The 20,161-nt window shown below is 71.4% G+C and carries 18 protein-coding genes; 14 read left to right on the top strand and 4 right to left on the bottom strand.

All coding sequences use genetic code 11. The annotated features are described in order from the left end of the window. The first annotated feature begins 160 nt into the window (after positions 1–160). Both ABZ562_RS26840 and ABZ562_RS26835 read left to right on the top strand, forming a co-directional pair. On the top strand, positions 161–1,495 hold the full coding sequence (locus ABZ562_RS26840) for a radical SAM protein (protein WP_361484356.1): 1,335 nt from the start codon (positions 161–163) through the stop codon (positions 1,493–1,495). Further along, on the top strand, positions 1,492–2,022 hold the full coding sequence (locus ABZ562_RS26835; protein ID WP_361484354.1) for a GNAT family N-acetyltransferase: 531 nt from the start codon (positions 1,492–1,494) through the stop codon (positions 2,020–2,022). The genes ABZ562_RS26840 and ABZ562_RS26835 overlap by 4 nt, the downstream gene beginning before the upstream one ends. A gap of 15 nt (positions 2,023–2,037) precedes the next feature. Here ABZ562_RS26835 and ABZ562_RS26830 read toward each other — a convergent pair whose 3' ends face one another. Further along, positions 2,038–3,921: an amino acid transporter gene (locus ABZ562_RS26830; RefSeq protein WP_361484371.1), complete on the bottom strand. Its 1,884-nt coding sequence runs from the start codon at positions 3,919–3,921 to the stop codon at positions 2,038–2,040. Positions 3,922–4,166: 245 nt separating this feature from the next. Here ABZ562_RS26830 and ABZ562_RS26825 point away from each other — a divergent pair, with 245 nt between their 5' ends. The 6 genes from ABZ562_RS26825 (at position 4,167) to ABZ562_RS26800 (ending at position 10,887) form a co-directional block, all read left to right on the top strand. Continuing rightward, complete coding sequence (locus ABZ562_RS26825; RefSeq protein WP_361484352.1) at positions 4,167–4,784, top strand: hypothetical protein; 618 nt, start codon at positions 4,167–4,169, stop codon at positions 4,782–4,784. 196 nt (positions 4,785–4,980) lie between these two features. Then, on the top strand, positions 4,981–6,027 hold the full coding sequence (locus ABZ562_RS26820) for a cation diffusion facilitator family transporter (RefSeq protein ID WP_361484350.1): 1,047 nt from the start codon (positions 4,981–4,983) through the stop codon (positions 6,025–6,027). A 78-nt stretch (positions 6,028–6,105) separates the two neighbouring features. Then, positions 6,106–6,348, top strand: a complete 243-nt coding sequence (locus ABZ562_RS26815) for a hypothetical protein (protein ID WP_055552259.1) — start codon at positions 6,106–6,108, stop codon at positions 6,346–6,348. Between the two features lie 81 nt (positions 6,349–6,429). After that, positions 6,430–7,095 (top strand): HAD family hydrolase, encoded by a 666-nt coding sequence (locus ABZ562_RS26810; RefSeq protein ID WP_361484348.1) that lies wholly within the window; start codon positions 6,430–6,432, stop codon positions 7,093–7,095. Between the two features lie 23 nt (positions 7,096–7,118). Then, positions 7,119–7,670, top strand: a complete 552-nt coding sequence (locus tag ABZ562_RS26805) for an isochorismatase family cysteine hydrolase (protein WP_361484346.1) — start codon at positions 7,119–7,121, stop codon at positions 7,668–7,670. A gap of 100 nt (positions 7,671–7,770) precedes the next feature. After that, positions 7,771–10,887: a glycoside hydrolase family 2 TIM barrel-domain containing protein gene (locus ABZ562_RS26800; RefSeq protein ID WP_361484344.1), complete on the top strand. Its 3,117-nt coding sequence runs from the start codon at positions 7,771–7,773 to the stop codon at positions 10,885–10,887. Positions 10,888–10,940: 53 nt separating this feature from the next. Here ABZ562_RS26800 and ABZ562_RS26795 read toward each other — a convergent pair whose 3' ends face one another. Both ABZ562_RS26795 and ABZ562_RS26790 read right to left on the bottom strand, forming a co-directional pair. Beyond that, positions 10,941–12,215 (bottom strand): S1 family peptidase, encoded by a 1,275-nt coding sequence (locus ABZ562_RS26795; protein ID WP_361484369.1) that lies wholly within the window; start codon positions 12,213–12,215, stop codon positions 10,941–10,943. 213 nt (positions 12,216–12,428) lie between these two features. Next, on the bottom strand, positions 12,429–12,998 hold the full coding sequence (locus tag ABZ562_RS26790; protein WP_361484342.1) for a histidine phosphatase family protein: 570 nt from the start codon (positions 12,996–12,998) through the stop codon (positions 12,429–12,431). A gap of 413 nt (positions 12,999–13,411) precedes the next feature. On the opposite strand from ABZ562_RS26790, the gene ABZ562_RS26785 reads away from it, so the two are divergent. The 5 genes from ABZ562_RS26785 to ABZ562_RS26765 all read left to right on the top strand — a co-directional run bounded on the left by ABZ562_RS26785 (position 13,412) and on the right by ABZ562_RS26765 (position 18,661). After that, complete coding sequence (locus ABZ562_RS26785; protein ID WP_361484340.1) at positions 13,412–14,446, top strand: ABC transporter substrate-binding protein; 1,035 nt, start codon at positions 13,412–13,414, stop codon at positions 14,444–14,446. A gap of 47 nt (positions 14,447–14,493) precedes the next feature. Then, positions 14,494–15,507 (top strand): iron chelate uptake ABC transporter family permease subunit, encoded by a 1,014-nt coding sequence (locus ABZ562_RS26780; protein WP_361484367.1) that lies wholly within the window; start codon positions 14,494–14,496, stop codon positions 15,505–15,507. Positions 15,508–15,518: 11 nt separating this feature from the next. After that, positions 15,519–16,307 (top strand): ABC transporter ATP-binding protein, encoded by a 789-nt coding sequence (locus ABZ562_RS26775; RefSeq protein WP_361484338.1) that lies wholly within the window; start codon positions 15,519–15,521, stop codon positions 16,305–16,307. 109 nt (positions 16,308–16,416) lie between these two features. Further along, entirely contained in the window at positions 16,417–17,961 is a 1,545-nt protein-coding gene (locus ABZ562_RS26770) for a Rieske 2Fe-2S domain-containing protein (RefSeq protein WP_361484336.1), read from the top strand. 55 nt (positions 17,962–18,016) lie between these two features. Next, a complete protein-coding gene (locus tag ABZ562_RS26765; RefSeq protein ID WP_361484334.1) occupies positions 18,017–18,661 on the top strand; it encodes a hypothetical protein in 645 nt (214 codons plus the stop codon). Between the two features lie 79 nt (positions 18,662–18,740). Here ABZ562_RS26765 and ABZ562_RS26760 read toward each other — a convergent pair whose 3' ends face one another. Continuing rightward, on the bottom strand, positions 18,741–19,586 hold the full coding sequence (locus ABZ562_RS26760; protein ID WP_361484332.1) for an LLM class flavin-dependent oxidoreductase: 846 nt from the start codon (positions 19,584–19,586) through the stop codon (positions 18,741–18,743). Between the two features lie 86 nt (positions 19,587–19,672). Here ABZ562_RS26760 and ABZ562_RS26755 point away from each other — a divergent pair, with 86 nt between their 5' ends. Continuing rightward, on the top strand, positions 19,673–20,119 hold the full coding sequence (locus ABZ562_RS26755) for a protein-tyrosine phosphatase family protein (RefSeq protein ID WP_361484330.1): 447 nt from the start codon (positions 19,673–19,675) through the stop codon (positions 20,117–20,119). Positions 20,120–20,161 lie beyond the last annotated feature (42 nt).

Genomic DNA, 20,161 nt, shown 5'->3' with positions numbered 1-20,161 from the left:
CGCCCGCTGGGCATCAGTCAGTGACAACGGCGGAATCTTCGGACCCGGACGACTCATACCGAACCAACGACAAACCTCCGACTCAGGTCACTAGGGTGGCGGGACGAGAAGACCTGCGGGGGAGCCGGCGAATCTCATCGAGTCAGGGATGGTGCAGCAGATGACGAGTCCGAACCGTACCGCGCTGGTCGAGGAGCTGATGGGGCGCTTCCCGCAGGTGCCGCCGGAGGCGGTGATCAAGGAGGACCTGCTGCGCGGCGGCATGGCCTTCGACGACTCCGCGCTCAGCGGCGGGGACGACGGGGACGTCAAGCCGAAGTCGTACTTCATCTTCTCCTTCGACCACCGCACCCTTCCCGAGCTGGGCGCCGCCGCGCTCAACCGGCCGCCGGAGGAGATCGTGCTCACCGGTGGGCCGTACGGGCTGCGGCGCACCGTGGTGTCGGTGCGCGTCAACCCGGACTCGCCGTACGTGGTGCGGGCCGGGGAGGACGGGGCGCTGGGGCTGTATCTGGACGGGACCCGGATCGCGGACGTCGGCCTGCCGCCGATGCCGGAGTACTACCGGCACACGCTGTCGAACGGCAAGTCGGTGATGGAGGTCGCGCCGACCATCCAGTGGGGCTATCTGGTCTATCTGACGGTGTTCCGGGTGTGCCAGTACTTCGGTGCCAAGGAGGAGTGCCAGTACTGCGACATCAACCACAACTGGCGCCAGCACAAGGCGGCGGGCCGTCCGTACACCGGGGTCAAGCCGGTCGAGGAGGTGCTGGAGGCGCTGGAGATCATCGACCGGCACGACACCGCCGGCGCCTCCCAGGCGTACACCCTCACCGGTGGCTCGATCACCACGCACGTCGGCGGCCGCGACGAAGCCGACTTCTACGGCCACTACGCGAAGGCCATCGAGGAGCGCTTCCCGGGCCGCTGGATCGGCAAGGTGGTGGCGCAGGCGCTGCCGCGCGACGATGTGCAGCGGTTCCATGACTACGGCATCCGCATCTACCACCCCAACTTCGAGGTGTGGGACCGGCGGCTGTTCGAGCTGTACTGCCCGGGCAAGGAGCGCTACGTCGGCCGGGACGAGTGGCACCGGCGGATCCTGGACTCGACCGAGGTGTTCGGCGCGCGCAATGTGATCCCCAACTTCGTGGCGGGCGTGGAGATGGCCGAGCCGTTCGGCTTCACCAGCGTGGACGAGGCCATCGACTCGACCGCCGAGGGGCTGCGGTTCTTCATGTCCAACGGCGTCGTCCCCCGGTTCACCACCTGGTGCCCGGAGCCGACCACGCCGCTGGGCAAGGCCAATCCGCAGGGCGCGCCGCTGGAGTACCACATCCGGCTGCTGGAGACCTACCGGGCGACGCTGGAGGAGTACGGGCTGACCTCGCCCCCCGGCTACGGCCCGGCCGGGCCCGGGCGGGCCGTGTTCTCGGTCAGCTCGTTCATGGACAGCCTGTCGGCCGACGAGCCCGTGGCCGCGGCGGCCGAGTGAGCCGCTCCGGCCGCGCGGCGGTCATCCCCACCGCGCGGCTGGAGCTGCGGCCGCTGCTGCCCGGCCACGCGCCGGAGATGGCGGACGTGCTGTCCGACCCGGCCCTGCACACCTTCACCGGCGGCGCGCCCCTGTACCCCGCGGCGCTGCGCGCCCGGTACGAGCGCCTGGCCGCGGGCTCGCCGGACCCGGAGGTGGCCTGGTGCAACTGGGTGCTCCACGCGGCGGCCGAGCGGTGCCTGGTGGGCACGGTCCAGGCCACGGTCGGCGGACCCGCGGCCGACCGTACCGCCGAGGTCGCCTGGGTGGTGGGCGTGCCGTGGCAGGGCCGGGGATACGCCACGGAGGCGGCCCGGGCCCTGGTGGGGTGGCTCACCGCCCGCTGCGTCACCCAGGTCGTCGCGCACATCCACCCGCGCCACGCGGCCTCGGCGGCCGTCGCCCGCGCCGCCGGGCTCGCGCCCACCTCCCACCGGCAGGACGGCGAGGTGCGGTGGCGGATGGTCGTGGCGGGTGGCGGGCCGTGAGGGGCCGTGCGGCGGTCAGCCGACGTGGATGTGGGGGCGCCGGTCGCGGTCGGGTTCGGCCTCGCGGAGCACTTCGCGGGTGACGGGGGCCACCTCGCCCTGGCCGAAGAGGAAGAAGCGGAGGAAGTGGGCGAGGGGGTTGCCCTCGGTCCACTCGAAGTGGATGTGCGGCCGCTGACCGGCTTCGTCGCGCACCGCCAGCAGCATGGCGGCGAGCGCGTTGGCGACGGTGGCGCTCTCCATGGTGAGCACCCGGTAGCGGCCGTGCATCACCTTTCCGCGCACCCGCAGCTCGCTCTCGAACTCCGACGGGTCGGCGACGGTGACCTCGACGAAGATGATGTCGTCCTCGGGCGGGATGTCGTTGTCGGCCCGGACCTGCTGCTCCTTGTCACGGTATTCGGCCAGGTCACAGGCCTGTGGCTTATTGGCGATGAACCGGATCTTGCGGTGCGCCGTGTCGCGGATGAAGCGCTGGGCCATGCCGTCGAAGGCGACGCTGGTGACCCGCAGCTCGAAGGCGCGGGCGACCCGGGACAGCAGGGACACGGCCATGATGCCGCCGATGAAACACGCGCCGATCTTGACGCCGTCGGGCCGCTCGACGACGTTGGCGGCCGTGGTGTAGAGGAAGACGACCGCGATGGTCCCGAAGCCGAGGGTCCAGCCGTGCTCCCGGGCGCGCCGCGCGGCGATGGTGACGGCGATCGCGGCGGAGGTGATGAGGACGAGGACACCGGTGGCGTACGCCCCGCCCTGGGCGTCCACATTGGCCCTGAACAGCCAGGTCACCAGGAACGCGATGAGGGTGAAGACGAGCACCATCGGGCGCACCGCGCGCGCCCAGTGGGGGGCCATGCCGTAGCGCGGGAGGTAGCGGGGCATGAGGTTGAGCAGCCCGGCCATGGCGGAGGCGCCGGCGAACCAGAGGATGGCGATGGTGGCGGCGTCGTAGACGCTGCCGAAGGCGGATCCCAGGTATCCATGGGCGAGGTAGGCCAGGGCGCGGCCGTTGGCCGGGCCGCCGGGCTGGAACGCGTGCTGGGGGATCAGCAGGGTGGTGATCAGGCTGGAGGTGATCAGGAAGACGCTCATGATGACCGCGGCGGTGGTGAGCAGCTTCCGGGTGCCGTGGATACGGCCGGTGGGGCGCTCCTCGGTGTCGCCGGGTTCGCCCTCGATGTGCGGCATGACGGCGACACCGGTCTCGAACCCGGACAGCCCGAGCGCCAGCTTGGGGAAGATCACCAGGGATACGGCGATGATGACCAGCGGGCTGCCCCGCTGGGCGGTGAGCGCGGTGGTCCAGTCGGTGATGACGTGCGGTGCGGTGAAGACGTGCCACAGCCCCACGGCCACCACGACGGCGTTGAGCAGCAGATAGACGCCGACCAGGACGACGGCCAGTCCGATGGCCTCGGTGAAGCCCTTGAGGAAGACCGCGCCGAGGAGCCCGATGAGGACGAGGGTGACGGCCACCTCATGGCCGCGCAGCAGGTCGGTGGAGTGGGGGTTCTCCACCAGGTGGGCGGTGGCGTCGGCGGCCGAGAGGGTGATGGTGATCAGGAAGTCGGTCGCGGCGAAGCCGAGCATGGTGAGGACGAAGAGCTTGCCCTTCCAGAACGTCAGCAGCCGCTCCAGCATCGCGATCGAGCCCTGGCCGTGGGGGCTCTCGACGGCCACCCGCCGGTAGACCGGCAGCGCGCCCGCGAGGGTCACCACCACCAGCACGACCGTGGCCAGCGGGGAGAGCAGCCCGGCGGCGAGGGCGGCGATACCGGGCTGGTAGCCGAGGGTCGAGAAGTAGTCGAGGCCGGTCAGGCACATGACCCGCCACCACGGGCGGCCCCGCTCGGCGCCCTCGGGTTCGGCGTGCGGCCCGGGCTGCCGCTTGGCCATGTCGGTCTGGCCCTCCAGCAGCCATGTGCGCAGCCGGTGCCGCGAGCCGCCCTGCGGGGCGGAGCGACGTCGAGGAGGGCCGGTCACGATGTGCTCCTGTCGGGTGCGGCGAAGAGTTTCAGCCATCGTGAGACTGCCTGGCCAGCGTATGCGCAGCGGCCCGCGCGCACCGGTCGGCCGCACCCGGCCGGAGGCCGGGGCTCATTCTCAGCGGACTCTCATTTTCGGCACCTACGGTCCGCCCCATGGACACCACCAAGACGGACCGACCGACCGACCGCACAGCGCAGCCCGCAGAAGCCGAAGAAGCAACGGCGGAGGGTGTCCGAAACGCTGTTTCCGACCCGAAGGAACCGCACACCGAGGCTCCCGCCGAGGAGTCCGCCACCGACGCGGCCGCGGACCGTCCCGACGAGCCCGCGACCGCTCCGGCCACCCCGGCGGCCTCCTCCGGGGTGTTCTCCGGTGCCGCGGCCGTGGCCTCCGCGGGCCTCGGCCTCGCGTCACTCACCGGCACCTGGCTCGGCACCATGCTGCAGGAGCGTGAGCAGCTGACCGGGCAGATCAAGGCCCAGTCCGGGGCCGCCGCCAACCAGATCGAAGCGGTCTACGGCACGCCGTGGCACACCACGGCCTTCTTCAACGGGCTGTTCGGGCTCGCCGCCGTGGTCATCGCCGCCGTGGTGCTGCTGCGGCAGCGCACCGCCGCGTCGGCCTCGGGAACCACCTGGGTCACGGCCGTGGCCTGGGGCGCGGTGGCGCTCGGCGTCATCGGCCTGGTGATCGCGGCTGTGATGGGGCTGGACGTGTTCACCCCGATGCCCAAGGTTCCGGCCGGGCCCGGTGGCGGGCCCACCGGCTGACCCGCACCGACCGACGACCGGACGGTCCGGCCGGACGCTACGCCGGCCGGACCACCTCCGACCGGAGGAACCGGCACGCCCCGCGGGAGTGGTTCTCCCCGGGGCGTGCCGCGTTCCGGGCGGGCGGGACGGTTAAGGCCGCCGCTTCGGGACACCAGAGTGGGACACCGACGAGTCGACGTAACGGAGTCCCACGATGAGCGAATCCGCGGCACACACCACCGGTCCCCGGTCCGGCGAGGACACCAGAACCGCGGTCACCGTGCTCGTCGCGCTCGGCGCCAACCTCGTCATCGCCCTCGCCAAGGCGATCGGCGGGGTCTTCACGGGCTCCCCCGCGCTGCTCTCCGAGGCCGCCCACTCGGTCGCGGACAGCCTCAACGAGGTGTTCCTGCTCGCCTCCCTCAAACGCAGTAAGCACGCCCCCGATGCCCAGCACCCCTTCGGCTACGGCAAGGAGCGGTACTTCTGGGCGCTGCTCGCCGCCGTCGGCATCTTCGTCATGGGCGGCTGCTTCTCCTTCTTCCAGGGCGCCGAGGCACTGCAGTCGGGCAGTTCGGAGGACCACACCGGCTATCTGGTCGGCCTCGCCGTGCTGGGGGTGGCCCTCATCGCGGAGGGCTCCTCGCTGGTCCGCGCCCTGATCCAGGTCCGCGGCAACGCCCGGAAGGCGGGCCACGGCATGCTCGCCGAGATCCGCGCGGGGAGCGATCCCACGCTGCGCACCGTGCTGGCCGAGGACTCCACCGCCTGCCTCGGCGTGGTGTTCGCCCTCCTCGGCATGTGGCTCCACATGATCACCGGCGACGGGGTGTACGAGGCGGTGGCGTCGTTCCTGATCGGGGCGCTGCTGGTCTACGTGGCCTACCGGCTGGCCATGGAGTCGCGCGGCCGGCTGATCGGTGAGGCGATCGATCCGGCGCAGCGGCGGGAGATACGGCACTTCCTCGACGAGCAGCCGGAGATCGACACGGTGACCACGCTGCTGACGATGCGCCTGGGCACCGAATCCACGCTGGTCGCGGCCCGGATCGATCTCGTCTCCGGGCTCGACAGCGAAGAGGTCGAGGAGGTCCTGGTGCGGGTCAAGGCCAAGATGGCGGAGGTCTGGCGGCACGCCGACCAGATCTTCCTGGACGTCACGGACGCGTCCGCCAAGGACCGCGCCCGGGCCCGCCGGGACCTCAAGGCGCTCGACGAGGCGGTGGCCGCGGACGCCGATGCGGAGGGCAGCCGCTCCTGAGATTGGAGGGGCCGTTGGGGGGTACCCGAAAACGGACCGGCCCGGAAGAGAGCTAACTGATGTTCGGAGGCAATACTCATGGGCTTGGGCGGTTGCATCCTCATGGTCGCGATCGGAGGCATCCTCACCTTCGCGACGGACTGGAACAGCAGTGGATTCAATGTGCATTTGGTGGGCCTGATCCTCATGGCCGTCGGATTCATCGGCATGGCCGCGTACGTCAGTGTCTACAAGCGGCGGCGAATGATCCCGCCGACGGCCGCGACGCCTCCGGTGGTCGAGGATCCCGACCCACATCACCGGCACCACTATGAGATCTGAGGCCGGAAACCCCCCACCACACGAGGTGGCCCCCGCCACGGGTGGGGGCCACTTTCCCTTTCCCACCCCCGGGAGGAGACCATGACCGCCGTACGGAGGGCCGCGCTGTTCGACGTGGACGGCACACTCGTGGACACCAACTACCTGCACACCGTGGCCTGGTGGGAGGCGTTCCGGCAGGCGGGGCACGCGGTGCCGATGCGGCAGGTCCACCTCGCCATCGGCAGGAGCTCCGACCGGCTCCTGGACCATCTGCTGGGCGAGGACCGGGACCGTTCCCGGGACGAGAGCATCATTGGCGCGCACAAGACCCTGTACGCCACGTACTTCGGCCGGCTGCCCGCCTTCGAAGGCGCCGGGGAACTGCTGCGCGCGGTGGCGGACCGCGGGCGTCATGTGGTGCTGGCCAGCTCCGCCGGCCAGGACGAACTGGCGGCCATGCGGGCGGCGATCGGCGCCGACGACATGACCGGCGACGCGCTCAGCTCGGACGACGTCGAGGAGGGCAAGCCCGCGCCCGACCTGGTCGAACGGGCCCTGGAGCGGGCCGGAGTGCCGCCCGGGGACGCGGTCTTCGTCGGCGACAGCGTCTGGGACGTGGAGGCGTGCCGGAAGGCCGGGGTGCCCTGTGTGGCGCTGCTGTCCGGTGGCGTCCCCCGCGAGGCGCTGCTGGAAGCCGGGGCGGCCGAGATCCGGGAGAGTCCGGCGGATCTGCTGGCCCATCTCGACGGGAGCCTGCTGGCCTGATCGACGACCCCTGGGGCACTGGCATGGACGACGACACCGCGCTCATCGTCATCGACATGATCAACACGTATGACCATGAGGACGCCGAGCTGCTGCTCCCCTCCGTCCGCGAGGCGCTGCCCGCGGTGCGGAAGCTGGTGACCAGGGCCCGGAAGGCCGGGGTCGAGGTCATCTACGTCAATGACAACTTCGGCCGCTGGCGCTCGCACCACGACGAACTCCTGGACACGGCGCTGCGGTCGCCGCACGCCGATCTGGTGGAGCCCGTCCGGCCCGACGAGGACTCGCTCTTCGTCGTCAAGGCCCGGCACTCGATCTTCTACGAGACGCCGCTGGAGTATCTGCTGGGGCAGCACGGCATCAGCCGCATCGTCCTGTGCGGTCAGGTCACCGAGCAGTGCGTGCTCTACTCCGCCCTCGACGCCCATGTCCGCCATCTGACGGTGGCCGTGCCGTACGACGCGGTGGCGCACATCCACCGTGACCTGGCGGAGGCCGCGCTGCAGATGATGGAGCGGAACATGGGCGTCGAGATCTGCTCGGCGGACGAGGTGCGGCTGAAGCACGGGCCTTGACATCGACCTGTTCGAAACTGTCAGAATCTGTTCAGCAAAGGGGAGTTGATGCCGTTGGGCACTCCCAAGAAGCAACATAATCGAAGAGAAGGGGATCGCCATGGCGGTCACTCGTAGATCGCTGCTGATCGCCGGCAGCGCCGCGCCCATGGCGGGGACGCTCGCCACCGGCATCCCCGCACAGGCGGCCGCCTCCGCGCCCGCCACGTCCCGGTCCACCGGCGGGCGGAGCATCCCGCTCGACGACGGCTGGCGGTTCGCCCTCGTCACCCCGGACGGGAACGCCGACCCGAGCGGCGACTACGACAACGCCCATGAGCCCGGCCACGACGACTCCGCATGGCGTACGGTCGCGGTGCCGCACGACTGGAGCATCGAACGCACACCGACCACCGAGCACGGCACCACGGGCGGCACCGGCTTCCTGCCCGGCGGGCTCGGCTGGTACCGCAAGTCCTTCACACTGCCACCCGGGGCCGCGGGCAAGCGGATCTCCGTCGAGTTCGACGGCGTGTACATGGACGCGTACGTCTACTGCAACGGCAAGCTCATCGGCAACCACCCCTACGGCTACACCGGCTTCGCCCTCGACCTCACCGACGTGGTCCACACCGACGGCACCACCCCCAACATCCTCGCCGTCAAAGTCCGCAACCAGCTGCCCAGCAGCCGCTGGTACTCCGGCAGCGGCATCTACCGCCACGCCCGCCTCGTCATCACCGACCCCGTCCACGTGGCCCGCTGGGGCACCCACGTCACCACCCCCACCCTGAGCGAAAACCACGCCACCGTCCGGGTCCGCACCAGCGTCGTCAACGCGTCGGGCGAAGAGAAGTCCCTCACCGTCCTCTCCACCCTCAAGGACCCCGACGGCCGCACGGTCACCCACGCCCGCTCCCCCCTCACCGTCGGCGCCGACACCACCCGCGACGCCACCCAGGAGATGACCGTCGACTCACCACGGCTGTGGTCCCTCGACACACCCCAGCGCTACACCCTGGAGACCGAGCTACGGACCGGGGACCGGACCACCGACCGCTACCGCACCCCCTTCGGCATCCGCCACGTCACCATCGACCCCGACCACGGCCTCACCCTCAACGGCCAATACACCAAGCTCCAGGGCGTCGACCTCCACCATGACCTGGGGGCGCTCGGCGCCGCGTTCCACGCCGACGCCGCGCTGCGCCAGCTGACCATCATGAAGAGCATGGGCGTCAACGCCCTGCGCACCTCGCACAATCCGCCCGCTCCGGAGATGATCGAGATCTGCGAGCGGCTGGGCATCGTCATGCTGGTGGAGGCGTTCGACTGCTGGCGCACGGGGAAGAACCCGTACGACTACGGGCGCTTCTTCGACGAGCACTGTGAGGCGGACATCACCGAGATGGTGCGCGCCGCCCGCAACTCCCCCGCCGTCATCATGTGGTCCATCGGCAACGAGATCCCCGACTCCACCAGCAACGCCGGACTGGGCATGGCGGAGCGGCTGATCGACGCGGTCAGGAAGGCCGACGACACCCGGCCGGTCGTGATCGGCTCCGACAAGTACCGCTCCCTGCCGTCCCCCGGCTCGGCCGCCGACCGCATGCTCGCCAAGCTGGACGGGCTGGGTCTCAACTACAACACCGCGGCCTCGGTGGACGCCCTGCACGCCCGCTATCCGCACCTGTTCCTCTTCGAGTCCGAGTCCTCCTCCGAAACCTCCTCCCGCGGGGCCTATCAGGAGCCCGAACACCTCAACACCGGGGAGAACCACACCCCCGGCAAGCGCGAACCGTCCAGCTACGACAACAACCTCGCCTCCTGGACCATGAGCGGCGAGTACGGGCTGAAGAAGGATCGCGACCGGAAGTTCTTCACCGGGCAGTTCCTGTGGTCCGGCATCGACTACATCGGCGAGCCCACCCCGTACGACGTGTTCCCGGTGAAGGCGTCCTTCTTCGGCGCGGTGGACACGGCCGGGTTCCCCAAGGACATGTACCACCTGTTCAGGAGCCAGTGGACCAGTGAGCCGATGGTCCATCTGGTGCCGATGAACTGGACCGACCACCGGCCGGGCGAGACCGTCGAGGTCTGGGCCTACGCCAACGTGGACACCGTGGAACTGTTCCTCAACGGCCACTCCCTCGGCATACGCCGCTTCGACACCAAGAAGACCACCGACGGCCGCACCTACCTGGAAACCACCGAAGCCACCGGCGACGACAAAACCGTCACCTCCGGCCCCTACCCCGGCAGCTACACCAGCCCCAACGGCAGCGCCGGCAAACTCCACCTCACCTGGAAAGTCCCCTACGCACCCGGCGAACTCAAAGCCGTGGCCCGCCGCGACGGCCGCGCCGTCGCCACCGACATCCTGCGCACGGCCGGACGCCCCCACGCCATCCGCCTCACCCCCGACCGCACCACCGCCAACGCCGACGGCCGCTCACTGTGCTTCATCACCGCCGAAGTGGTCGACACCCACGGCGTGGTCGTCCCCAACGCCGACCACCTCATCTCCTTCCACGTCACCGGCGGCACCCTCGCCGGTGTCGACAACGGCCGCCAGGAAAGCGCCGAGCGCTACCAGGCCAGCACCCGCACCGCCTACCACGGCAAAGCCCTCGCCATCATCCGCACCGGCACCAAGCCCGGACACCTCACCCTCACCGCCCGCGCCACGGGACTGCGCAAAGCCACCACCACCGTCCGCACCACCGGCGGCACCACCACCCGGGCCACCCCCACCCCGCCCTTCACCCCCGACCCCGGCCCCGCCACACCGACCTACCCGCTGGCCGACGCCGGCTACTCGGGCTCGCCCGACACACTGCCCGCCGCCATGCTGGACGGCGACCCGGCCACCGGCTGGTCCAACGCCTTCCACAAGCCCGCCACCGCGCTGCTGCCCGCCTTCGAGGGGGCCAGGGAGGCCGACTGGGTCTCGGTGACCTGGGCCAGGAAACGCCGAGTGCGCCGCGTCGAGGTGTCCTTCACCCTCGACGCGACGCACTCCCTGCCCGCATCGATCACCGTCTCCGCCTGGGACGGCCGTCGCTTCACCCCGGTCGGCGGGGCGGAGGTCACCTGGGCCGACACCTCCGGCGAGCCGACCGTCGTCACCTTCGACCCGGTGCGCACCTCCCGTCTGCGCCTGGATCTGGTCAGCCGGTACCCCGGGGAGGCCAGGGGCGCCCAGCGGATCGTGCTGCTCGACGTCCCGGAAGGCTGAGGCGTGGGGCTCCGGGAGGACCGGCCGAGCGGCCCGCGCCGGCCGGGGCCCGGTCACCCCCAGCCGGCGCGGTATCCGTTGTACCGCCGCCGGCGCGGGCGCAGGCTGATGGCGAAGCCGACGACGCCACCGGCGATGATCCACAGGCCCGGGCCGAACGCCCGCACCCGCTCCATGATGCCGTCGAACGAGCTCGCGTCGTCCTGAGCGGTCTGCGCGCCCGAGGCGATGGCGGAGTTGTCGGCCGAGCCACCCGCCTCACCGATCCTGGTGCCCGGGATGGTCACGCCGAGCGCCGTCATCGCCTTGGTCACGGGCTGGAAGAAGGTCACCCCGCCCTTGGTGCAGTCGCCGCTGCCGCCCGAGGTCACACCGAGCGCCGTGTTCCCGACGAAGAGCGGGCCGCCGCTGTCCCCGGGTTCGGCGCACACGGTGGTCTGGATCAGCCCGCTGACGCTGCCCTCGGGGTAGTTCACCGTCGCGTTCAGCCCCGTCACCTTGCCGGAGCGCAGTCCGGAGGTGGCGCCGCTGCGGAAGACCTCCTGGCCCACGGTCGGGTCGGCGGCGTTGGTGATCTTCACCTGCTGGCTGTTGCCCACGTCCAGGACGCTGTTCTGGGCGAGCTTGGTGTTGTCGTAGCGCACCAGGGAGAAGTCGTTGCCGGGGAAGTTGGTCTGCACGGTGGTGCCGATGCTGGTCCTGCCCGAGCCGTCCTGGAACCAGGGCGTTCCGGGTGGGCCGCAGTGCCCGGCCGTCAGGATGAAGCCGGTCTGGCCGTTGGTGACGTTGAAACCGGCCGAGCAGCGGCTGCCGTTGGTGAAGATCGGGGCGGCGCCGTTGGTCTTGGTGGTGAACGTCCCCGTAGTGCGCCGCATGCTCACCTCGTCGCCCATCGGCGCGGCCATGTCCTTCATCCGTGACCAGTCGGAGGTGGAGACGGTGCTGTCGCCCAGCACCATCACCTTGTTGGACTTCGGGTCGACCATCCAGGCGGTGCCGGCCACCCGGGGCGCCGAGCGCAGCGTCTCGGTGGCGGATTTCAGCCGGTCCATGCTGTACCGCACCCGCTTGGGCCGCGCCCCGGCCCGGCTGACCTCGTCGGCCGCGTCCGCGTCGGTCACCGCGACCACCGGCTTCCCGTCCGCGGCCACCCAGTTCCCGGCCGTACGGGACGCGCCCAGCTCGGACACCAGCCGGCTCCCGAGATCGGTGCTTCCGCCGCCCTGGGCGTTCTCCCCGTCCAGGACCTGCGAGGAGCCGCCGCTCTCCGCCCCGTGCGCCGATCCGCCCGGTGAGGTCTGGGCGACCAGCAGTCCGCCACAGACCATGGCACCGACGGCCGCGTACCGTACTGCATGGCGCACGCCTCGCCGCGTGTGCTTCACCACCACGTCTCCTTACGTCGATCCAGCGCGTCGCCGACAACCAGAGCCAGGGCTCGGCCGGCAAGGGCCCTCCCTCTTCATACGGGCGGGATCGGCGTCGCGCTCACCTCGGAGCGCGGCTGTTGTGACACGGCCGGGAATCGCGGTGCGGCCCGCTCACTCCGGGACGGTCAGCGGCTCGCCGCAGCGCAGGTTCCACCGGCCGGAGCGGCCGCTCAGCGCGGTCGCCGTGAGCGGGGCGACGTCCAGCCGCCAGAAGGTCAGCGGGGGCAGGTCCAGCGCGTGGACCAGGGCGGCGCGGATCACGGCGGGTTCGGCGACGGCGAGCACCCGTCCGCCCTGTCCGGCCCTCGACTCCAGCCAGGCGCCGGTCCGTTCGATCAGCTCCAGCAGCGTTTCACCGCCGTGCGGCGCCGCCACCGGGTCGGCCAGCCAGGCGGCGACGTCCCCGGGCGCCTCCCGCCCCACCTCCTCCAGGGACCGGCCGCGCCAGCGGCCCACGTCGAGGTCGCGCAGCCCGGGCGCCACCGCCGCATCCAGGGCGAGGGCTTCCGCGGTGCCACGGCAGCGCGCCGAGGGCGCGGTGAACGTCACGTCGTGATGCGGCAGGGCACCCGCGGCGGACCGGGCCCGCCGCGCGGCGGCCGCGTCCGGCGGGGCATCGTCGAAACGCACCTGCCGCAGGGCCGCGTTGACCGCGGGCGCCAGCAGGGTGACATGCACCACCTTGTTCCCCTTTTCCGTACCATTCGCCCACGTAGGGGCGCCGCTTCCGGCGACCGCGCCGTAGCGGCGGCCGGGTGTCGCGCGTTACGGTCTCATGGAAAACGACGGCGTGACGGAAGCCCGGTGAGAACCCGGCACGGTCGCGCCACTGTGTGTCCGGCGGAAAGGCCCCCTGCTGCGGGGCGTCCGGCGGGCGAGTCAGACCCGGCGCCGTCGTGCGAGTACCAACAACCGGGACGCGTGTTCCCAGGAGGTCGCCATGGCTCAGCCCGCCGTTCCGGCACCCAGCGCCCATGAGGGGCGGCATCCGCTCGGACTCCCCCGCCACTGACCCACCCGCCGCGCCGGCTTCGGCTCCGCCCCGGGGGAACCGACACAGCCATGAACGCCCTTCTCCAGAGGAACCACCACCAGTGCCGATAGCACGTCCCGCCCGACGCGCCACCCTGTTGCTGACCGGCGCCCTGCTGCTGACCGCGTGCGGCGGCGGCCCCAAGGCGTCCGCCGGCCCCTCCGGGGACGCCCCCGGATACCCGCGCACCGTGAGCGACTGCGGCCAGAAGGTGCGCATCGAGGCACCGCCCCGGCGGGCGGTGTCGCTCAACCAGGGCTCGACGGAGATCCTGCTCTCCCTGGGGCTCGCCGGCCGGATGTCGGCCACCGCCACCTGGACCGATCCCGTCCTGCCCGGGCTGCGCGCGGCGAACGCCACCGTGCCCCGCCTCGCCGACAACGCGCCCTCGTTCGAGAAGGTGCTCGCCGAGGAGCCGGACTTCGTGTCCGCGTCCTTCGAGTCCACGCTGGGCAAGGGCGGGGTGGCCACCCGTGAGCAGTTCGAGAAGCTCGATGTGCCGACGTACGTCTCCCCGGCCGACTGCGCCAAGGACAACAGCGGAGACGGCGACGGCAGCCGCGCCACCCCGCTGACCATGGACCACGTCTACGGTGAGATCCGCGACCTGGCCAGGGTCTTCGGCGTGGAGGAGCGCGGCGACGCGCTGGTCGGCAAGCTGAAGTCCCGGGTCGCCAAGGCCACCCGGGGCATCGACGCCTCCGGCGCCTCCCTGCTCTACTGGTTCGCCAACTCCGACTCCCCCTATATGGCGGGCTGTTGCGGCGCCCCCGGCATCATCACCGACGCGGTCGGCGCGAAGAACGCCTTCGACGACGCCCATGAGGAATGGCCGCAGATCAACTGGGAGACCGTGGCGGAGCGTAACCCCGACGTCCTGGTGCTCGGCGACCTCTCCCGGAAGCAGGAGTCGGCCGAGACCGCCGCGAAGAAGATCGCTTTCCTGGAGTCCAACCCGGTCACCCGCTCGATGGACGCCGTCCGCCACAAGCGGTACGTCCTGCTCAGCGGGCAGGCCATGAATCCGTCGATCCGTACGGTCGACGGCATCGAGAAGGTGGCCGCCGCGCTGCGCCGCTTCGGTCTCGACCGGTGACCGGTACGGTCGGCACGGCCGGCACGGCCGCCGCGCGCGTACGACGGCTGCGGTACCCGGCGCTGTGGGCGGCCGGGGCCGTGGCGCTGCCGCTGTCGATCGCCTTCGCCATCACGATCGGCCCGGCCGATATCCGGGTCGGCGATGTGTGGGCCACGGTCGCCTCCCATCTGGGCTGGGGCACCACCGGCCTGACGCCGATCCGGAACGGCATCGTGTGGGATCTGCGGCTGCCGCGGACCCTGCTCGCCGCGGTGTGCGGGGCCGGGCTCGCGGTGTGCGGGGCGGTGATGCAGTCGCTGCTGCGCAACCCGCTCGCGGACCCCTTCGTCCTGGGTGTCTCCTCGGGCGCGTCCACCGGCGCGGTCGCGGTGGTGGTACTGGGGGCCGGGGGCGGGGCGGTGTCCGTCTCGGCCGGTGCCTTCGCGGGTGCCGTGGTGTCGTTCGCGCTGGTGCTGGTGCTCAGCCAGGTGCTGGGCGGCACTGCGGACCGGGTGGTGCTGTCCGGGGTGGCCGCGATGCAGCTGTTCTCGGCGCTGACCTCGTTCGTCGTGATGACGACGGCGGACGCGGAGCAGACCCGCGGAGTGCTGTTCTGGCTGCTCGGCTCGCTGGCGAACGTGGGCTGGCCCGAGGTGTGGGTGGGGCTGGCGGTGCTGGCCGTGGCGCTGCTGGTGTGCGGGGTGCACGCCCACGCGCTGGACGCGTTCGCGTTCGGGCAGGACGCGGCGGCCACCCTGGGCGTACGGGTGGCCCGCACCCGGATCGTCCTGCTGACCGTCACCGCGCTGCTGACCGCGGCGCTGGTCAGCTCGGCGGGGGCGATCGGCTTCGTCGGGCTGGTGCTTCCGCACGCCGCCCGCGCCCTGGTGGGCTCCGGACACGCCCGGCTGCTGCCGGTGACGGCGCTGACCGGAGCGGTGTTCCTGGTGTGGGTCGACACCCTGGCCCGTACCGTGCTCGACCCGCAGGAGGTGCCGGTGGGCGTGGTCACCTCGCTGATCGGCGTACCGGCCTTCGTCCTGGTCCTGTACCGCACCCGGAAGGCGGGGACGGCATGAGCGGGGACGGCATGAGTGCGGACGCGGGCACCGGAGTGGGCCTGCGCGCGGAGCGCGTGGCGCGCGCCGCGGGCGGACGGCTGATCGTGGACGGGGTGAGCCTCACCCCGGCGCCGGGGTCGTGCGTCGGGCTGCTCGGGCCGAACGGCTCGGGCAAGTCGACGCTGCTGCGGCTGCTGGCCGGGGTGCTGGCTCCCGCCTCGGGCGTGGTCACGCTCGACGGCCGCCCGATGGCGGATCTGCACCGCAGGGCGGTCGCGCGCCGGATCGCGGTGGTCGAGCAGAACGCCGTCACCCAGTCCGAGCTGACCGTGCGCGAGGTGGTGGGCCTCGGCCGCATCCCGCACCGCCGCCCCTGGTCGGGGACGTCGGCGGCGGACGAGGAGGCGGTACGCGACGCCCTGGAGCGCACCGGTCTCGCGGACCGGGCCGAGCAGTCGTGGCACACCCTCTCCGGCGGCGAGCGCCAGCGCGCCCAGATCGCCCGCGCCCTCGCGCAAGCACCCCGGGAACTGCTGCTGGACGAGCCGACCAACCACCTCGACATCCAGCACCAGCTCGATCTGCTGGCCCTCGTCGCGGACCTGCCGGTCACCACGGTCATCGCGCTGCACGATCTGAACCTGGCGGCGATGTACTGCGACGCGCTGCTGGTGCTGCGGGAGGGGCGGGTGTCGGCCGCGGGCGCCCCCGGGGACGTCCTCACCGAGGAGCTGATCGCCGAGGTCTACGGGGTGCGCACGGCCGTCACCCCGGACGGCCCCGACGGGCGCCCGCACATCCGCTTTCTCACCAGGTGATCGGGTACCGGGTCACCCGCCGAGCGCACCTGCGGATGCACACCACCCGAATCACCGGGAGAGTCGGACGTGTCCGACATACCTGACGAGCTGGTTGGGGTGCTGCGGTATGCATATCACCGGACTTGGACATGCAGGACTCTTCATCGAAACCGCGGCGGGTTCGGTTCTGTGCGACCCCTGGGTCAACCCCGCCTTCTTCGGCTCGTGGTTTCCGTTCCCGGACAACACGGACCTGGACTGGGCGCACTACGGGCGGGCCGCGGACTATCTCTACGTCTCCCATCTGCACCGGGACCACTTCGACGCGCAGAACCTGCGCCGCAACGTGCGCAAGGACATCACCGTGCTGCTGCCCGCCTTCGCCACCGATGAGCTGGAACGCGAGCTGCGCGCGCTCGGATTCACCCGGTTCCTGCGCACCGAGAGCGGAAAGCCGATCGAGCGCGACGGCCTGCGCATCATGATCACCGCCCTCACCGGCCCCGGCGACGGCCCGATCGGCGACTCCGCGCTCTCCCTGGACGACGGCAGGACCGTGCTCCTCAACCAGAACGACGCGCATCCGCTGGACATCCCGGCGATCCGTGCGTTCGGCGAGGTCGACGCGTACTTCGTGCAGTTCTCCGGGGCGATCTGGTACCCGATGGTCTACCAGCTGCCGGACTCCGCGAAGCGGGAGTTCGCCGCCCGCAAGCGGCAGGGCCAGTTCGACCGGGCGCTGCGCTACATCGACGCGGTCGAAGCGAAGCACGTCTTCCCCAACGCGGGTCCGCCGTGCTTCCTCGACGACGCGCTCTTCGAGTTCAACGGCACCGGCCGCGACGGCGAGTCCATCTTCACCGACCAGCGGGAGTTCCTGACCCAGCTCGCGCAGGCGCGGCCGGATGTCGCGGCGCATCTGCTGCTGCCGGGCACGGTCGCGGAGCCGGAGGGCACCGCCTGCAAACTCACCCATCGCCACACCGACAAGGAGATCGACCGCATCTTCGGCGACAAGCGCGCCTATCTGCGCGACTTCGCCCGCCGCCAGCGCCCGGCCCTCGCCGCCGAACGCGCCTCGCGCACCCCCGCGCTGTCGCGGAAGCGGCTGCTGGCCGAGCTGAAGCAGTGGTGGGAGCCGCTGCTGGCGCGCGCGGACCACATCTGCACGGGAGTCGGCGGTCCCGTCCGGCTGGACGTGGGCGAGATCCCGGTCGTGATCGATTTCCCGGCGCGGGAGGTACGGGAGTGGAACGGCGAGCGCTGCCGCTACACGCTGTCCACCACGGGCGACCTGGTGGCCACCAACGTCGTCAAGCGCGAGGTCGACTGGTCCAACAGCCTGCTGCTGTCGTTGCGGTTCACCGCGAGCCGCATCGGGCCGTACAACGAGTTCCTGTACGTGTTCTTCAAGTGCCTGTCCATGGAGCGCATCGAGTACGTCGAGAACTACTACGCCTCCGGCGAGGACGACGGCCAGGACATCGAACTCGACGGCTGGCGGATCCAGCGTCGCTGTCCCCATCTGCGCGCCGACCTCGGCCGGTTCGGGCAGATCGAGGGCGATGTGCTCACCTGCACCCTGCACGGCTGGCGCTACGACCTGGCCACCGGGCGCTGTCTGACGGCCGACGGTCACGACCTGCGCGCCACGCGGTGCGAGAATCCGTGAGACGACAGGGGCTCCCTGCGCGTATGGGTTCATGAACCCAGCGAAGGAGTCACACATGGCGCGCAGAAGAGCCCTCGGTCGCCCGAAGAAGCTGATGCTGCTGGTCGGCGCGGTCGCGCTGGCCGGTACGGGAGCCGGAGTGATGGCGACCAGCGGCAACGCCGACACCGGCCCGAGTTCGGTCAAGTCGGCGTCGACCGCGTGCGACGGTTTGACTCAGGCCCTGGCCAACAACCAGAAGTTCATCGCCGACCAGCAGGCGAACCCGGATGCCCAGTCGGACGCCCGGATCGCCAACCGGCAGGCGGTCATCGAGGAGATCAAGCGGAAGCAGCAGGCCTCCGGTTGCGCCGTGGACGCCCCCGCCGCCGCGTCCTCGCCGGGCGGCGGGGACGCGGCGGATGACGCGGCGGCCTCCGGTGACACGGCGGCTTCCGGGGACACCGCCGACGGCGACGTGGTCTGCGCGGGCTCGACGGTCACCCTGTCCGGCGAGGCCGGAGCACCGGCCGCGTCCAGCAACCAGTTCCCCGCCGGCACCAAGCTCAAGGTGACCAATCTGGACAACGACAAGTCCACGACGGTCTCCGTCACCTCGACGTCGGGCAGCTGCGCGCTGCTCAACGACGCCGCCTTCGAGCAGGTCCGTGAGCCGGGCAAGAACCTGATCCGCAACGCACGCATCGAGCGCGTGGGTTAGGCCCTGTCCCTGGCCGCCCCCGCCACGAGGGCCGGGAGCGAGGCCATCGGCCACCGCTCACCGGCCCTCCAGCGGCTGATCAACCCACCGTGCCCCGGCGGGCGGCCACCGCGGCGAGCGCCTGCCAGGCCGCCTCCGGGTGGCAGGTCTCCTCCGGGTCTCCGTTGAACGGGTCGAGCAGCACCGACTCGGCGCCCAGTCGGCGCAGTTCCGCGATGTCGTCCATGACCTGGTCGATCGTGCCCTGTCCGGCCGGGCGTTCGGGACCGGTGACCGGCTCGTCGGTGAGCTTCAGCACCACGCGCGGAGCGAGCCCCGGCACCGGGCGGCCCAGCTCGTCCGCGATGCCCTTCAACCGGTCCAGCGCCTCGCGCAGCCAGTCGAGCGTGAACCAGATGGGGTGCCACGCCTGGCCGTGCCGTACCGCCCGGCGCAGCGCGGCGTCGCTGTTGCCGCCGACCCAGACCGGTATCTCCCCGCTGCGGTAGTCCGCGTCGTTCTCCCAGGCCGTGCGGATGGTCTGGAGGGCCTCGTCGGTCAGTTTCCCGCGCTGCCCGAACTCCACGCCCAGCGCCTCGTACTCCTGCTTCGCCCATCCCACGCCGACGCCGAGGACCAGGCGTCCCCCGCTGAGCTGGTTGAGGTTGGCGGCCATACGGGCGATGAGGAGCGGATGCCGGTACGGGACGACCAGCACGGTGGTGCCCAGCCGCACCCGCTCGGTGATCCCGGCCAGCCAGGAAAGGGTGGTGAAGGGCTCGTAGAAGGGGGCGGGGTACTGCTCCGCCACATCGGGGGTGACCGCGACGTGGTCCGAGACCATCAGCAGGTCGAACCCCAGCCCCTCCACGGTTTTCGCCCACTGCCGCAGCACGTCAGGGCGGGTGCCCGGGCCGAAGTTCGGAACGTTGACTCCTATGTCCATGCGGTCACCCTAAGCAGTGATCAGGATGTCGGGGACAGCGCCCGTACCCCCTGCCGCGCCGCCGTCCGCGCCGCTACTCTCGCTCCATGAACGCCACTTGGAACCCTTCCGCGCCAGGCGTGCTGCGACTGCCCTCGGGGCGGCTCATCCGTGGCCGGGGGCTGCGCCATCCCCTTCCCGAGGGGCCCGCGCCCGACTTCGCGCTGTATCTGCTGGGCCATCAGCCGCCGCCGGTCGACTGGGAGGCCCGCTGGCTGCGCTGGCCCGACTTCCGGTGCCCGCCGGACCGCGAGGAGGCCGCCGCCGCACTGCGCGAGGTGTGGGAGCGGGCCGCGAGCGAGCGCGTCGAGGTGGCCTGCGGGGGCGGCCGGGGCCGCACCGGCACGGCGCTGGCGTGTGTCGCGGTGCTGGACGGTGTACCGCCCGGGGACGCGGTGCGGTACGTACGCGAGCACTACGCGGCGCGCGCCGTCGAGACGCCCTGGCAGCGCCGCTATGTCGCCCGGTTCGGGCAGCCCGTGGCCGGCAGGTGACCTCCGCTTCCCGTCCGGCGCCGAAACTTCGTTGAGCGCCGA

The organism is Streptomyces sp. NPDC019937, assembly GCF_040631655.1.
GTDB lineage: Bacteria > Actinomycetota > Actinomycetes > Streptomycetales > Streptomycetaceae > Streptomyces.
This window is presented reverse-complemented; position numbering and strand designations above follow the sequence as displayed.